Genomic DNA, 14,846 nt, shown 5'->3' on the forward strand with positions numbered 1-14,846 from the left:
GGTTGAACAAATGCAGCTGGTCAATACGCTTTGCGCATTGCAATGCTTTCAACCGGAACCCAAAGAGATGATGAAAATGGACTGGAGCAGTTTCACAAACCGTATTTCAGAACTTGAAATAAAAAAGAGAAAGCCATCAGCTAATCGTCGCGCGGTGTTTGAAGTTATTCGAGGATTCGAAATTGCGGCCAAATCCGGATTACGATGCAAGCCTCTATCTTGGCCCGTTGATCGATCCGCAGGGCCGCCCGCTATGCCTCGAATATACAAATGATCGTCCCAACTTATGGTTTCATGAGAGCCATGTGCCCGCTCTGCGCAATGCGGGCCTCGATCCCAGCAGGAAACCTCCGTCAGGACGACAGCGAGGGTCGCCATAGCGGTCTCAAGTCGAAAGGCTTTCAGGACATCGATGCATGGAAGCTGGGTGATCTCGATCCAGATAGGACTCGAGCTGCTTTAGTCGTTTTGGGACTAATCGGAGACCTGCAACTCGACCCAAACGCCGTAACTCGCTGGATTGACCGCCTGCGCCACTTCTTCCCCAATCTCGATCGCTTCGATCGTCCGGATCCAGCTTTTGATGAGGCGGAACGCGAGTACAAGCTTGCAACGATCAGTCGATTGCGTCCTACTTTGGAAAGCGCACGCGATGACAGCTCAATAACACAAGCGGTCTTCGCCGCCGCGACCAACTCCAATAACCTTCTGGATTGGCGCACCAGCGAGCCGCTTAGCGCAAAAAGCACTGCCGACCACGCGCTTCTTGATCCCGCGGTTGCCTCATTGGTGCGTGCTGCTCTTACTTCACCCGAGGGACACGCTGAGGCACTAGACACATTCGCACGGGTCTGGAGAGAAGCCGTGCCAAAAGGTACCGAAGACGCGGCAAGACAGATCGGTGAGTTCCTCTTTTTCCATCTGTGGCCGGAGAATGCGGTCTACATACGCCACACGGTCCGACAAGATCTTGGCGCGAAGCCGTTGGAACGCCATTTCCCAAGCACGAGACCCTTGCTCAGTCCTACACCGACGAGATGCGGTTCATGCATGCGGTTCGTCAGGCCTTCGAAGTGCGCGGCCTTGCCCCCCCGCGATATGATCGACATTCAGAGTGCGTTGTGGGTCGTCCATAACTATGCGATCGAGGAGCCCGACAAGAGCCAAGCGCTTGATCGAGCTCAGATCGAAGCAGCAATGGATGCCCACGACAGCTACCGCAAGAGCGGGTTGCATAGCGAAATCTTCAACGCTTTTGGCGAGCCGCGAGATTATTGGGTGCGCTCATCGCGTGAACGCGAAAATCGAGTCTACCCAACTAAACCGCTTATTGGCTTCATCCTCAGCAAGAAGGAACTCAACGGTGGCTGGGGACAGAAGGCGGATGCTGCCGCACGTCTTCACAACGCTGGCTTCATCATCGTGGATCAGGACGATCAGCCCATCGAGCGCCCTGAACGCTATGAGCACCTAATGGAAGGCGCTGACCGGATCAGGCTTTGTGCTCTGAACTATTTCATCGAACCCGCCCGGGAAAAAGCAGCAAGGGAGGTCTCTATCCGCGCCGGCGATCTCGCGGCCGCGATGGGATTGAAAAACGTTTTCCCAAGCATTTGCGACGCTCTCGGCAAGGAAAAATTCCAAAAACTTGCACAAGTACCGCCGCCCCCGAGCCCAGAACCAAACCCAAGTAGCTCTACCGTTTTTACCTATACGCTCAATTCTCAACCGGAGGCGGACGCCGTGACCGACACAACCAAAGCACCAGCGCCTTCTGCAGTGAACTTGATATTCTATGGCCCACCAGGCACGGGCAAGACGTATCGAACCGCATGGGAAGCAGTTCGGCTCTGTTTGGGCGAACAGATCGCGCATCCGGGTTGAAAGGCAGCGCTCAGCGAGCTGCCTTGATCCGTCTTTATCGCAAGCTTGTGAGCGAGGGGCGTGTCGAATTCGTAACCTTTCACCAGTCGATGTCCTATGAAGAGTTCGTCGAAGGGCTGCGACCGGAAACGGTAAGGGATGAAACCTCCAACTCTACGACTGATCCAAGCGCGACGGGTGGCTTCCGTCTGCGGGTCGAAGACGGGGTTTTCAAAAGGATAGCCCGCCGCGCTGATGCTAGCCGCGGTCAGAATTCGACAGGGTGAGCGGCTTTCGCTTGAGGGGCGCAATGTTTTCAAAATGTCGATCGGCGCTGTGGCAATTCCAGAGGATGCCGGAATTTTCGACGAGGCGATCACTGAAAACTGCGCCATCTTCGGCTTCTTCCGCTCCGACTTCTCAGGCGACGAATTCACCGAACGAAACGCAATCAAAGCTCGAGTTGAGCAAGACTACACCGACGAGGATCTGGGGTTTTCGCTCACCTCAGCCGTGCAAATGACGGATATTTTCCGCAACAACCTGAAACAGGGAGACGTCGTCTTAGTCAGCAAGGGAAACCTGCTGATCCGCGCCATCGGGATGGTCGAAGGCGACTACGAATTCCACCCGCGGGAAGGCTCCGAAACTTACCCGCACCGCCGGGCGATGCGCTGGCTTTGGGTGGACGAAGCCGGAATGCCTGCTAACGAATTCTATGACATGGCCATCTCTCAGCGCACTATCTATCCTCTGCGCAAGAAAGAGCTGAACATCGCGCTTGTCGAACGGTACATGAACTCTCAATCCATCAATAAACCCGTGTCACCCGAGCCGCATGTCCTCATCATCGATGAAATTAACCGGGCGAATATCTCGAAGGTATTCGGCGAACTGATCACGCTCCTTGAGCCTGACAAGCGGCTCGGGATGGACAACGAAATCCGGCTTACGCTTCCTTACTCGAAGAAATCGTTTGGGGTGCCTCAGAACCTGCACGTCATCGGTACGATGAACACGGCAGACCGTTCAATTGCGCTCTTGGACACGGCGCTACGCCGCAGGTTTGCTTTCCGCGAACTGAATAGCCCCGAGTTTCCTAGACACCTTGCAGCTTCAGTTTTTGCTGCTGTTCGAAGTCAATCGGTGACAGCATGCCATTCCTAACGTGTTTGCGCTGTGGGTTGTAGAAAAACTCGATGTAGTCGAACACGTCCTGACGGGCTTCAGCGCGCGTTTTATACTTTCTGCGTCGGATGCGTTCGCGTTTGAGCAGGTTGAAGAAGCTTTCTGCCACTGCATTATCCCAACAGTTCCCGCGACGGCTCATGCTTTGCGTCAGATTGTGCTGTTCGAGGAACTCTTGCCACTCGTAACTGGTGAATTGTGAGCCTTGGTCGGAATGCACCTGAACTTTGGTCTTTGGTTTGCGCCGCCAGACAGCCATCAGCAGGGCTTGCAGCGGCAGATCGGTATATGTGCGGCCTTGCATGGACCACCCAACAACGCGCCGGGAAAACAGATCGATGACAACTGCGAGATAAAGGAAGCCCTCGTGGGTGCGGATGTAGGTGATATCTGTGACCCAGAACTGGTCCGGAGCGTCGACATCAAACTCTCGGTTCAAGGTGTTGTCGGCCACGACCGCAGGGCTGCCGCCATAAGAGCCGGGCTTCTTTTTGTAACCAATCTGGGCCCTTATCCCTGCTAGACGCGCCAAACGCCAAGCCCTGTTGGGGCTGATGTCTTCGCCCATGTCGCACAGATCATCGTGCAACTTGCGGTACCCATAGACCTCTCCGCTGTCATCCCAAGCCTGCTTCAACAGCACCGTTTGGCGCTGATCCTCCAGCGCACGCTGACAAAAAGGTTCACGCAGCCATGCATAGAAGCCGCTCGGATGAACGGCCAGCATCCGGCACATAGCCCTGACGGCAAAGATTGGCCGGTGTTCGGCGATAAACGCATACCTCACCGGGATTCCCTGGCGAAGTATGCGGTCGCCTTTTTTAGGATGTCCCGTTCCTCCGTGACCCGCAGCAGATCTCGCTTCAACCGGCGGATCTCATCAGCTTGCGCATCGACCTCTTGGATCACCTTTGCGGGCCGCGAAAACTGCTTCTGCCATGTGTAGATCGACTTGGTGCTGACCCCCAATCGCTCGGCCACCTCGCGCACCGGATAGCCCCGATCCTCGACCTGTGCGACCGCATCGCGTTTGAACTCATCTGTGAATTTGTTCGTGGACATATCGTCCTCCTTGCTTCCAAAATTACCAAGCAAGGCGTCTACAAATCTAGGGGCTATTCAATTCGACCGTTGAGAAGAAGCGCACGCGCTTACGGTGATACTCGATTGCCTGAATGCCGAGCGCCGTCGCAACATGGGATTTCCCTGTGCCAGGGCCGCCGATCAACACCACATTCTCTGCGGCATCCAGGAATTCACATCGATGAAGTTGGCGGACCAGAGCTTCACGCATTTCACTGGCCGCGAAGTCGAAGGCGGACAAGTCCTTGTATGCCGGGAAGCGGGCGGCCTTCATGTGATACGCGATCGAGCGCACTTCGCGCTCGGCCATTTCGGCCTTGAGCAGCTGCGACAGGATCGGCATGGCAGCTTCAAATGCAGGCGAGCCTTGCTCATGCAGATCCTGCACGGCCTGCGCCATGCCTGGCATCTTCAGGCTGCGTAACATGATGATCAGCGCAGCACCCGCGGGATCATGACGCATGACGGGTTCCTTTCTGGGTGCGCAGCCCATCATAGCGCGCGACGTTGGCCTCAGGCTCCTTGCTCAGCGACAAGGCGGCTGGAGGGTTCACATCCGGCTGGTCGGTCAGCTTGCCATCCAGCAGCCTGTGGAGCAGGTTCAGCACATGGGTTTTGGTCGGCACACCTGCTTCGAGCGCCATTTCCACGGCACAGAGCACCGCCTGCTCATCATGGTGCAAGACAAGTGACAAGATATCGACCATTTCGCGGTCCCCGCCGGGTTGGCGCAGCATCTTTGCCTGTAATACGCGGAAAGGTTCGGGCATTTCCACGAAGGGGGCACCATTGCGCAGCGCCCCGGGCTTGCGCTGCACTACCGCCAGATAGTGGTGCCAGTCATAGATCACGCGCCCCGGCTGACGGTGGAATCTATCAATAATTCGCTCATGCGTGCAGACTACATGCCCCTCGGCCACAACCATCAACCGCTCAGGGTAAATGCGCAGGCTGACGGGGCGGTTCGCAAAACTGGCGGGCACAGAATAACGGGTGCGATCAAAGTTGATCAAGCCCCCTCTCGCGCATGCAAGCATGCGCTGCCGGGCAGCGGGTCGGCGAGACGCGCTTTCTTTCCTCGACAAAGCCATCAAACATTGTGGGGAGCGGCATCAGCGCAGGCTTCTCAGCTTCCCACACATCCATGCGGGGGGATGCAAACATGAGAGGGGCGATGCTTCCAGGCAACCTGCCATGGGCCGTCTCAGTCCACAGCAGTTTGCAGCGATCTTCTAACCAGATGTTCAGCGCATCCAGATCAGGAAAGGCCGGCATCAGCTGCCACATGCGGTGACGAGCATCGCGCACATTCTTCTCGACTTGCCCGCCGCCATTGGGCTTGAACCAATGGCGCACCAATGGCTTGCCCCATCCTGCGGCCGGATTGCAGAACTCGGGATCGAAGACATAATGGCTGGTCATCGCCGTGAACCGCGCATTCACATCGCGCTTCTTGCCAATGCCGACCTTGTCGACGGCGGTCTTCGTTCGGCCTGACCTCGGACCCATGGCGGTCAAGCCTCACTGTCATAGATGCCGCGGCGCGGGATGCCCTCGAAGAAGCGGAAGCCATGCCAATGCGCGTCGAACAGCATCCATTGCCCGGCAGTGCATTTCTGCAGGAAATGTCACGAGAGGGTCATGCGTCTGCAGAAGATACGCTCGCACAAGGAAGGCGCGGCTGTGAGACAGCTTGATGTGGGCAACCTGCAGCTTGATGCGCTCGCCGCCAACATAGGCCCAGTCCTCGCTCCAATCGAACTGGAATGCCTCGCCCGGAGCGAACACCAGCGGCACGAAAGTTCCCCGATCCGTCGTATGATGCGCCCGCTGCCGTTCGCCTTTCCATTCCCGAATGAAGGCCGCAACTCGCTCATAGGAACCCTCATATCCCAGCTTCACCAAATCGGCATGCATCAGCTTCGCCGTCCGGCGCTCTTTGCGTGATTTGCGCTGATCCGAAACCAGCCATCCTGTCAGCTGACTGGCATACGGATCCAGCTTGCTCGCACGATCCGGCGTCTGAAACGCAGGCTCAACAATCCCCTCCCGCAAATACTTCTTGATTGTGTTACGCGAAATGCCCGTGCGCCGCGCAATCTCGCGAATGGGCATCTTGTCTCGCAGCGCCCATGTCCTGATAACCTTCAAAAATCCCATCTCGATCACTCCATATGCCCCCAACTGGTTTAAGCTGGGGCAAGGTTGCACATGGGTCAGTTCTCAGTGACAATTTTGGCAGTTGCCGGGTCAATTCTCAGTGGCAATTAACACCTCTCAGATCCTCATACTCCCGACGGGTATCTTGATTTTGTTCCTGTTATGTTCTATATATGAAGTTAGCCCAGAATAGGGAGGCATCTCATGGAAAGCACCACCTTTGCCCTGCCCGCCACGCCGCGCCAGATTTCCTATGCGCGCTCTTTGGCCCTGCGGAATCAGACCCTCCTGCCATGGGAGGTTCAGCAGGATCGCCGCAGCTTGAGTGCCTGGATCGAGGCACAGGCGCAGCTGAAATCCACCTCCACATTCGACAGCCTGCCGTCATCAAAGCAGGTGGCCTTCGCCGAGCGTCTTGCCCGGATCAAACGCCGCTCCGTGCCGGATGAGTGCTTTCGCGACAAGGGGCTGATGTCGAAGTGGATCGACGGGAACAGGTGACATTCTGCTCGGCACTCGCCGGTCAGTGAGTCAAATAATTGCTGAACCAGGGGCGTCTATTCCGCAATCAGTTTGCGCACGACGCTGACGGGCAAGAACATCCTCAGCGGGCTTGATGGCAGCGACTGAAATCCATAACTTTTATAAAGTGCCTTGCGGCGCGCGACCCGGTCTGGATCACCGCAGTCCAGAACATCCAGCATGACGACCGCGACGCCGATGGCGTCCGCCGCAGCAGCAATCCGGCGCAAGGCATCAACGAGCAGATCACCGCCATAGCCACCACCGCGGAAGTTCTGGTCGCGGCCAATCATTGAAATGTATGCGGCCGGGATGTTGCCGTGCGCGGGGCGGGTGCGGGCGTATTTCGCGGGCAAATCCTCATAGTCAACGGCATGGGCGTTGAGGGCATAGAAGCCGATCACCATACCGTCAGCGGCAACCATGACATAGAGGCGAACATTGTCCGCCTTGGCGAGTTTGTTGGCCGTCTTCTGGAAGTAGTTATCGACCTGCTCGACGCCACAAGAAAAAGCCGCTCGATCATGCTTTGAGGGATCGAACGGCTCAATTACAATGCCACAGGCTCTGCGGACGCCATTATTTCGAAGTGACGGTTTCGCTGTGCCTGCGGAAAGCCGCGCGCAAAGCATCAGTGGGCGCTGCGGGCGCGTCGAGGGCCATGAAAAATGCGTCATGATCGACGGGCTGCAACACGGTGCGCTCATGCGCCGAAAATGGTTGCCAGAGCTGCCTGATAAGCCGCGTTCATCGTGAAGACGGAATCATCAACTCCGGACAGCGCCGCAGCCTGCTGGATCGCGCTCTTGATCCGCGGCTTGGTCCGGAAATTCATTCGGGCCTCATTACGCTCATCTATGGCGCGCGTGGTGTCGTGGAAACCAGGCATGGTTACCTCCTGTTACGTTGCTCACTATGTACGCCGAATTGACGTACACTTCAAGTGTTCGATCTGGAAAGATCTTCGAAACTTCTGCTTCACCCAAATCGCCGCCCGGCTTCGGTGAAGGTGTACTCGTTGGCGATGATCCCCTCCTCGATGGCCTCGTTGGAGGTGAGGTGATCGTATTCGATCTCAAGCTGGCGGTAGAGCCAGCGTGCAAGATCGCGCAGCGCTTCAGTGACGATCTCGTCGGCGTCCTCAGTTGGCGGCTGCCAGGTCGCGCTGTCGCGTGTGACGTCCACGGACATAGTATATTCGTGATAGTATCGGCCCCGGTGGCTCGCTTCAGCGCGGAGCTGATAGAAGTTCCGGTGCTGGATAGCCAACAGCCGGTCGGCGATGCCATGCAGGGTCGCATCCGTCGGGGCATAGTCGCGGATGCGCTTGGTCGCGCCCTTGGCATGGCGGAAATACCCTTCAAAGCACGCGCCATCCCCCTGGCTCCAGAAGCCGGAGAACCAGATGCAGGGTTTCTGGCGCGTGCCGCCGCCCATCAACCGAACGGGCGTGGTTTTCAGGCGGATGCCGAGGATTTCGCAGATGCGCTCGAAATCATCATAGACCGCATCCCACCAGTCGTCATGCGGCCCGAGTTCACGATACCAACTGCGGGCCAGGTCTTTGGCCGCGTCGGACAGTTCCGGGAACTGGTAGACCGTGGTGCAAATGATCTCAGGCATCGACCTCCTCCCCGTTTAGCGCTGCGGCAAGCCATTCATTGGTATTGGTCCAGCCGATGGTCGTGCGTGCGCCGAGATCGATGACATGTGCGCCACCGCCGAACGCATCCAATCGGGGTCGGGAACAGGTGTTGGCATACTCAAATCCCCAGAGACCGGTCAGACCGAGGTCCTCTGCAAGGCGCAGCACGAAGGCGATAACGCCTTCGACGTCCCCGCTGTCTTCGTCGTGGATCCAGAGGACGCTGCTTTCTAGCCCGTCTTGTCGTGACAGATCAAAGCCGCTGAACCGAGGATCGTCGGTCAAATCATCCTCGTCGCGCAATTGGCCAAAGAGGTCCATCGCACGGATGGCGTTTGCAGATATGCCCACATCGATGGGGCACGAGAAGCGGTTGAAATAGTCAGCCATGGGGGTCTCCAGATGGAAAGAAGCCCGGCCGAGGGGCCGGGCAAGGTTTGGGGATGAACTGTATTGATGCGGTTGGACCCGACGGTCAGCCGGACCGGGGTTCCGCAGATGTTTGCCGCGCCGCATGCTGGCGGAGCATGTCGCGGTAGAAGCGCTTGCGCGCCTCCCGAAAGCTGCGCACCGCCAACGTGTCCGGATGAAGGGCGCGGACCGCCGCGCGGACGACGGCGCAGGCGGAAGCCGTCGGTGGCACGTCGAGGCGCAGATAGGCGGGGTCGCTCATTTCAGGTGCCCTCCGACCACGGGTGAGGTCCTATGCGGATCAACCTGTGCCTCGATCTTCTCCGTCCGACCCATCCACGGCTCGGGCCGGATCGCCTTCACCCAATCGGCAAATGACGGGATGAAGCCGAGGTCTTCCTTCACGTGCTGTTCGCCCACCCAACGGGTCGGGATCACGCGCCCCGTCGAAAGGGTCAGCGTAGGGCCGAAAATCGTCTCGGCCATAAAAATGCCCTCGGCATGGTGGCGCAGGGCCCGGTGGCGAAAATCTGCGGTGATCTCCTTGGAGGCATCGAACCAGGCGTGCACGGCCAAGGTATCGCCGACCGTGCCCCCCATTTCTTCACGGAGGACAGGGCGTGGTGATAGGGATGTGCCATGCTCGCCCCCTCAAAATTCATGAGTGTAGAGTTCGGACGAGGTGAAGCGCTCGTTGAACTCCAGATGGATGCAGCGCGCCGCGGCGTCGAAACAGAACTCGCCCCAGGCGCCGTCGTTGTTTTCCCATCCTCCGTGGGTGTCGCTGAGAAAATCGTAAGCCAGCTGCTCGACGACATCCTCGAGCGAGAGCTGCCGCATCTCGACCTCAGGATCATCCCATGTCAGCGCGGCGTAGGGGATCTGGGTCCTTGGGAAGTCGACGGTCGTCTCGCCGGCCCAGGCCGAAATGCTCTCGATCTGGCCACTGTCGCCGTAACCGTCGAAGACCACAGTGACATGGGTGATGCCCGCCGCGGCAAGACCGTCAAAAAGCCGCTCCTTGTTCGCCGGACGCAGGGCCGCGACCTGCGCATCGCGTTCTGCCTGTTGTGCCAGCATCGCGGCGAAATCGATCCTGGACGGCGCCATCGGGGCGGCGAGGGTGGGTTCAGTCTGGGTCATGGGGTTTCTCCTGGAAAGGTGGAAGGGTGTGAACCGGGGGCTTTCTCTCGCCCCCTGAAGGCTCAAACCCTCCCCCTGCCCTCCTCTGCCTCTCGGGCGTCACGCGGCAATCTGCAGAGCCCGTGCTGCAAAGCTACGCCAGAGCGGATCGACAAGACGCGCCTCAAAGAGATCGGCGCGGTGACGCAGCCGCTGCGCAAGATCGGCCTCGCGCCAGTCAGCGGCGCGGAGGGATTGCGCCCGCAACTGGCTTGCCTCGGTCACAACCGCCCGTGCCTCGGCGGCGTTCGCGACAGGATGACGCCATGCTACAGCACCGTCAGTGGCAGCCCCGGCCAGAACGAGGCGTTCGTCGCGGTCGAGGATCGCCAGGATTTGCAGCGCATTATCGGGCGCGAGCTGCTCTGCGTAATCGATCGCACCCCGCATGGCCTCGGCCAGCGTGGCGAAACGTCCCAGAACTTTGGGACGCGCCTGCCCCGACATCATGGCGGCAGGTGCTCGGGCTGCCATCGTCAGGGCGAACGGCAAGCTGTGATCTGCAACCGCACTCGGGAAGCTCGGTGTAAAGCCGGTTTGGCGTGTGGTCGGCGGGACTGGGAGGGGAAGGTCAAACATATAAATATCTCCGACGGCGCGGGAAGCCTCTCTCCCCACCTCATCCGTCAAAAACCAAACCGCCGCCCTCTTCCTCGAAAGGGGCGACAGCGATTGTTCAATGCGAGACGTCAGATCTTGCCGAGACCCCGCAGACTTAACTCCGTTCCGGCCCCGACGATGATGTGGTCATGCAGCGTCAGGCCGAGGTATTTGCAGCCCTTCTGGATCTCCTTGGTCATGCTGAGATCGGCCTCCGACGGGCTCGGATCACCCGAGGGGTGGTTGTGGATCTTTTGTGCCCCGTTTTCTTATGTGCCCCGCCGTCAAGATCAGTAGCTCTTTCAATGGCTTCTGAGCTAAAGCCCGGCACATAACGGCAAACGTCGTGCAACATGACAGCTCCTGCAATTTTCCAGAAGGATGCTTGTCATGTTGGAACGCCATTTCAGGTCGCTCAAGGTGATCGACCGTATCAGAGCCCAGTGGCTTGGGCCGCAGATCGAGCGCTACGTTCAATCGCTTGATGAGTTACATACCGGTACCGCTACTATTCAGCAGAATGTTCGGGCCCTCGGACACTTCAACGAGTTCGTCGTTGGACGTGGTGTTCAACGCCTTGATCAGCTTCCAGATCACGTAGATGCGTTTGTAAGCCACTGGTTTGCTAAACACGGCAAGTGGTGCAAGAGCGCACAGGACCGGGCGGCAATCGCTTCCCAAAGCCGTTTGCCTGTGGAGCGAATGCTTTGCCTAGCTCTGCCTGGTTTCACACGTCCGAGCCATCGTCCCCGCATGCCCTTCTGTGTCAGCGCACCTGGTTTTTTCCCTTTCCTTCTCAACGAGAAAGGACTGCGCCAAGCCACGCTACACAAATACACCTACACCCTGCGCCCGTTCGAGTTATACTTGGCGCAGACGGGCATAACCCTGTCGGCGCTTACCCCGGCGTCCATCACTGATTTCATTAACACCCGCGCGGAGACGTTGCACAAGTCCGGCATGCTCGGCACGACCGGCGCCTTGCGCGTCTTCCTCGCCTATCTGCACCGTGAAGGCATCATTGCGAACGATCTCACACGCAGTCTTCCGCGCGGCCGCGCCTATCGACAAGCATCCATTCCACGTGCCATTTCATGGCCTGATGTCGAGCGCCTGCTGGCCAGCGTCGATTGCCGCTCCGACGTGGGCAAACGCGACTATGCCATTCTGACATTGCTGGCCAGCTACGGATTGCGTGCAAGAGAGATCGCGGCCCTGTGCCTCGATGATATTGATTGGGTGCATGACCAGATCAGCATCCCAATGCGCAAAGGCGGCCATTCGACCCGATATCCGCTGTCAGCGACCGTCGGCGAAGCCATAATCGCCTATTTGCACGTTCGGCGCACGGATATCGCCGATCGCCAAGTCTTCTTGGCCGCAAGATCGCCATATACACCTATGAGGCATACGGGGGTGTCGTGCATGGTTTCTGGCCGCATGCGCAGTATTGGCATTCAGGTTGCACGTGCCGGCTCGCACACATTGCGCCATGCCTGCGTTCAGCACCTTGTAGAAGCCGACCTGCCCTTCAAAGTCATTGGCGATTACGTCGGTCATCGCCACCCCGCATCCACATTGGTCTATGGCAAGGTGGCGGTGCACAAGCTGCGAGAGATGGTCATTGCCCAAGGGGAGGACGTGCTATGACCGCCCCCTGGAACAGCTTTCAAAGCATCCTGGCCCCTCAGATCGAACAATACCTGCGTGCAAAACGCGCCATGGGATGCAAGTTCGCCTGCGAAGATCGCCAACTTCGGCTGCTCGATCGATTTCTCAACAACCGCGGCGTGGAAAGCATTGAGGCGATTGACGCACAGTGCCTGCAGGACTTCTTGGATTCCCGCAACCGAACCAACCCGCGGAGCTACAATAATCTGCTCGGAGATGTTCGACGGTTGTTCGACTGGATCGCCAGCCAACAAATCCTTGGTGCCTCACCGGTAACGATCAAGCCTCAGCCGCAAACAGCGCGACAGCTGCCTTACCTGTTTTCTGACAAGACTATCCGGCTACTGCTGACTTTGGCCGCAGCATTGCCAGATAATTCACGCGCACCACAGCGCGGCATTCTCTACGAGATGATCTTTGCCTTGCTCGCTGGCCTTGGGCTGAGGGTCGGGGAGGTCGCTCGCCTTCAGTGGGGCGATGTGGACCTGACCCGCGAAGTGTTGGAGATCCGCAATACCAAGTTTGGCAAGGATCGACTTGTGCCCTTTGGCCCCAAGTTGGCCGCCAGGCTACGCAGCTACCTGACGCAACGCGAGCAACATGGGTTCGCCTGCTCGGGCACCAATTACCTATTTTCCTGGAATGGCCGTACACCGATCAGCACCAACAGCATCCGGAACACTTTTCGCGATGACCTGTTGCCGCAACTCGCCCTTGTGATCCCGCCTGGAGTTTTCGGTCCCCACGTTCATGGCCTGCGCCATTCATTCGCGGTGCGCACCCTGCTGAACTGGTACCGCCAAGGGATCACGCCGGCAGACCGCCTCCATCATCTGTCCACATTTCTGGGGCACCTCAATCCCAGCAGCACCGCAGTTTATCTGACCATCACTAACGATCTTTTCGATGCCGCCAATCAGCGTTTCGAGGCCTTCGCACCGACGCTGAGCGGTGGAGGCCAAGCATGACACAGCTGAACCTTCCCACCGCCGTTCACCATTACTTTCTGGAGTATCTGCCGCGCCACAAAGGCCTGCAATCCAGCACGATCCGCAGTTATCGAGACAGCCTGCGTCTATTCCTGATCTTCGTTGCGGATGCCAATCGGATCGGGGTCAGTGGCCTCGGGTTCGAGCATTTGGACTACTCTGCTGTGCAGGCATTCCTAAACAACATGGAGGTCAAGCGCGGCAACGCCATCAGTACGCGCAACCAGCGCCTGACGGCCCTGCACGTTTTCTTCGAATATCTCTGCCGGACCGCACCAGAGATGTTGCCGGTCAGCGCCAAGGTTGCAGCCATACCGATGAAGCGCCATCAGCGCCCAGAGATGAAGTTTCTGGCACGTGATGAGGTCGAGGCGCTCTTTGCCTGCATCCCCGCCCAGGATCGTCTTTCGCTGCGCGACCGCGCGCTCCTCATGCTGCTCTACAACACCGGTGCGCGCGTCTCAGAGGTCGCGCAACTGAAGGTGGGCCAACTCGATTTAGCCTCACCGGCGCGGGTCAGGCTGCTCGGCAAAGGGTCAAAGTGGCGAACCTGCCCTCTTTGGAGCCAGACCGCCAAGGCGTTGCAGGACATGCTGGATGAACGCGCCACAGTTCTTTCGCCAGATACCATTGTGTTCGTCGGCGGCACAGGCGGCGGGATGACCCGTTTCGGCATCTACAAGCGTATTCGCCATTACGCCAAACTCTGGGAGGCGGCGGGCGTACAAGCCTCACGCACCCACATCACGCCCCACGTGTTTCGGCACACAACGGCGGTCCATCTCCTCGAGTTCAGGGGTGGAGGTTAACGTCATTCGGGGCTGGTTGGGGCATGTCAATCTGGAGACGACCAATCGCTACGCCGAGATAACCATACGCATGAAGGCGGAAGCCCTGAAACTGCTTGAGCCGGTTGCTGGTGGCAAAGCACGAAAATCCGCATGGCGAGATGACGCGGCCATGCTGGCGTGGCTCTCATCCCTGTAGCGATATGACACTGGGCGGCATGATTGGCCGCCCAGTGTCTCGACAATCATCTGTCGCCCAAAACCAGAAACACCTGATGCCAACAAGCATGCACCGTTATGTGCCCAGCCTTGCCTCAGAAGCCATTGATAGAGCTACCGATCTTGACTTCGGGGCACATAAGAAAACGGGGCACAAAAGGTGCATTATGTGGCGCGCCACATAATGGATCAGGATCAGGGCGCTGGCGTTCAGCATCAGTGCCCGCTTGATCACTTCACGCGGGTAGACCGGGACGTGGTCCACCGTGCCGACCGCCATCTGCTCATCAGAGATGATGCGGTTCTTGCGGTCAAGGTAGAGGACATGGAACCGCTCGACCGGCCCACGAACGGTCAGCGCGCAATAGTCACGCACCGCCTGCCAGCTGCCGATGACCGGGTTTTGGCTGAGGTAACGACCGAGGATCTCGCGGGCGTTGAGGATGATTGTTTCTTCCTGTGGGGTCATAGGGCTCTCGCTGAAAATGAGTGCGCTGAAGCCCCTGCCCTCGCGGGGCGAGACCA

General features: G+C 58.3%; 19 protein-coding genes and 3 pseudogenes. 8 read left to right on the forward strand and 14 right to left on the reverse strand.

Annotated elements, in window-relative coordinates; genetic code table 11:
• The 3 genes from VDP61_RS07975 to VDP61_RS07985 all read left to right on the forward strand — a co-directional run.
• Window positions 1-274: hypothetical protein (locus VDP61_RS07975; protein ID WP_323006412.1), on the forward strand; the 274-nt coding region annotated here is incomplete at its 5' end.
• Entirely contained in the window at window positions 271-1,884 is a 1,614-nt protein-coding gene (locus VDP61_RS07980; protein ID WP_323006413.1) for a hypothetical protein, read from the forward strand. The genes VDP61_RS07975 and VDP61_RS07980, both read left to right, overlap by 4 nt.
• A 234-nt stretch (window positions 1,885-2,118) precedes the next feature.
• A complete protein-coding gene (locus tag VDP61_RS07985) occupies window positions 2,119-3,030 on the forward strand; it encodes an AAA family ATPase (protein ID WP_323006414.1) in 912 nt (303 codons plus the stop codon).
• Here the strand turns inward: VDP61_RS07985 and VDP61_RS07990 are convergent.
• The 3 genes and pseudogenes from VDP61_RS07990 to istA all read right to left on the reverse strand — a co-directional run bounded on the left by VDP61_RS07990 (window position 2,963) and on the right by istA (window position 6,294).
• A protein-coding gene (locus tag VDP61_RS07990) for an IS3 family transposase (protein ID WP_416236508.1) occupies window positions 2,963-4,113 on the reverse strand; the annotation gives its coding sequence in 2 pieces (ribosomal slippage) (window positions 2,963-3,864 and window positions 3,864-4,113; 1,152 coding nt in all). The genes VDP61_RS07985 and VDP61_RS07990 overlap by 68 nt on opposite strands.
• 58 nt (window positions 4,114-4,171) lie before the next feature.
• A pseudogene (locus tag VDP61_RS07995) lies at window positions 4,172-4,597 on the reverse strand (ATP-binding protein); the annotation flags it as partial.
• Window positions 4,587-6,294 (reverse strand): annotated as a pseudogene (gene istA / locus VDP61_RS08000) (IS21 family transposase). The pseudogenes istA and VDP61_RS07995, both read right to left, overlap by 11 nt.
• Window positions 6,295-6,498: 204 nt before the next feature.
• On the opposite strand from istA, the gene VDP61_RS08005 reads away from it, so the two are divergent.
• The gene (locus tag VDP61_RS08005) at window positions 6,499-6,795 is read left to right on the forward strand and encodes a hypothetical protein (RefSeq protein ID WP_323006416.1); all 297 of its coding nucleotides are present in this window, start codon (window positions 6,499-6,501) and stop codon (window positions 6,793-6,795) included.
• A gap of 56 nt (window positions 6,796-6,851) precedes the next feature.
• Here VDP61_RS08005 and VDP61_RS08010 read toward each other — a convergent pair whose 3' ends face one another.
• The 10 genes and pseudogenes from VDP61_RS08010 to VDP61_RS08050 form a co-directional block, all read right to left on the reverse strand.
• A complete protein-coding gene (locus tag VDP61_RS08010; RefSeq protein ID WP_416236513.1) occupies window positions 6,852-7,373 on the reverse strand; it encodes a GNAT family N-acetyltransferase in 522 nt (173 codons plus the stop codon).
• A gap of 22 nt (window positions 7,374-7,395) precedes the next feature.
• Window positions 7,396-7,479, reverse strand: a complete 84-nt coding sequence (locus VDP61_RS17840) for a hypothetical protein (protein WP_416236514.1) — start codon at window positions 7,477-7,479, stop codon at window positions 7,396-7,398.
• A 40-nt stretch (window positions 7,480-7,519) separates the two neighbouring features.
• The gene (locus tag VDP61_RS08015; RefSeq protein ID WP_323006418.1) at window positions 7,520-7,705 is read right to left on the reverse strand and encodes a DUF1778 domain-containing protein; all 186 of its coding nucleotides are present in this window, start codon (window positions 7,703-7,705) and stop codon (window positions 7,520-7,522) included.
• An 89-nt stretch (window positions 7,706-7,794) separates the two neighbouring features.
• Window positions 7,795-8,439: an antitoxin of toxin-antitoxin stability system gene (locus VDP61_RS08020; RefSeq protein WP_323006419.1), complete on the reverse strand. Its 645-nt coding sequence runs from the start codon at window positions 8,437-8,439 to the stop codon at window positions 7,795-7,797.
• A complete protein-coding gene (locus VDP61_RS08025; protein ID WP_323006420.1) occupies window positions 8,432-8,851 on the reverse strand; it encodes a hypothetical protein in 420 nt (139 codons plus the stop codon). The genes VDP61_RS08020 and VDP61_RS08025 overlap by 8 nt, the downstream gene beginning before the upstream one ends.
• 85 nt (window positions 8,852-8,936) lie before the next feature.
• Window positions 8,937-9,134 (reverse strand): hypothetical protein, encoded by a 198-nt coding sequence (locus VDP61_RS08030; RefSeq protein ID WP_323006421.1) that lies wholly within the window; start codon window positions 9,132-9,134, stop codon window positions 8,937-8,939.
• Window positions 9,131-9,513: pseudogene (locus VDP61_RS08035) on the reverse strand (DUF6915 family protein). The gene VDP61_RS08030 and the pseudogene VDP61_RS08035 overlap by 4 nt, the downstream one beginning before the upstream one ends.
• Window positions 9,514-9,523: 10 nt before the next feature.
• Complete coding sequence (locus VDP61_RS08040; protein WP_323006422.1) at window positions 9,524-10,015, reverse strand: DUF6878 family protein; 492 nt, start codon at window positions 10,013-10,015, stop codon at window positions 9,524-9,526.
• A gap of 99 nt (window positions 10,016-10,114) precedes the next feature.
• A complete protein-coding gene (locus VDP61_RS08045; RefSeq protein ID WP_323006423.1) occupies window positions 10,115-10,633 on the reverse strand; it encodes a DNA repair protein RadC in 519 nt (172 codons plus the stop codon).
• 110 nt (window positions 10,634-10,743) lie between these two features.
• A complete protein-coding gene (locus tag VDP61_RS08050) occupies window positions 10,744-10,905 on the reverse strand; it encodes a JAB domain-containing protein (RefSeq protein ID WP_416236515.1) in 162 nt (53 codons plus the stop codon).
• A gap of 139 nt (window positions 10,906-11,044) precedes the next feature.
• Between VDP61_RS08050 and VDP61_RS08055 the strand changes: the two genes are divergently transcribed.
• The 4 genes from VDP61_RS08055 to VDP61_RS08070 are packed head-to-tail and all read left to right on the forward strand — an operon-like array spanning window position 11,045 to window position 14,301.
• Window positions 11,045-12,304 carry a tyrosine-type recombinase/integrase gene (locus VDP61_RS08055; RefSeq protein ID WP_323006425.1) on the forward strand — a complete coding sequence of 420 codons (1,260 nt, stop codon included), beginning with the start codon at window positions 11,045-11,047 and terminating at the stop codon, window positions 12,302-12,304.
• Entirely contained in the window at window positions 12,301-13,293 is a 993-nt protein-coding gene (locus VDP61_RS08060; protein ID WP_045682666.1) for a tyrosine-type recombinase/integrase, read from the forward strand. Before VDP61_RS08055 ends, VDP61_RS08060 begins: the two co-directional genes overlap by 4 nt.
• Entirely contained in the window at window positions 13,290-14,123 is an 834-nt protein-coding gene (locus VDP61_RS08065; RefSeq protein WP_323006426.1) for a tyrosine-type recombinase/integrase, read from the forward strand. The genes VDP61_RS08060 and VDP61_RS08065 overlap by 4 nt, the downstream gene beginning before the upstream one ends.
• Window positions 14,113-14,301: a hypothetical protein gene (locus VDP61_RS08070; RefSeq protein WP_323006427.1), complete on the forward strand. Its 189-nt coding sequence runs from the start codon at window positions 14,113-14,115 to the stop codon at window positions 14,299-14,301. The genes VDP61_RS08065 and VDP61_RS08070 overlap by 11 nt, the downstream gene beginning before the upstream one ends.
• 96 nt (window positions 14,302-14,397) lie before the next feature.
• Here VDP61_RS08070 and VDP61_RS08075 read toward each other — a convergent pair whose 3' ends face one another.
• Entirely contained in the window at window positions 14,398-14,790 is a 393-nt protein-coding gene (locus VDP61_RS08075) for a JAB domain-containing protein (protein WP_323006428.1), read from the reverse strand.
• Window positions 14,791-14,846: the final 56 nt, after the last annotated feature.

The sequence above is a fragment of the Pseudorhodobacter sp. genome, assembly GCF_034675685.1.
Lineage (GTDB): Bacteria > Pseudomonadota > Alphaproteobacteria > Rhodobacterales > Rhodobacteraceae > Pseudorhodobacter.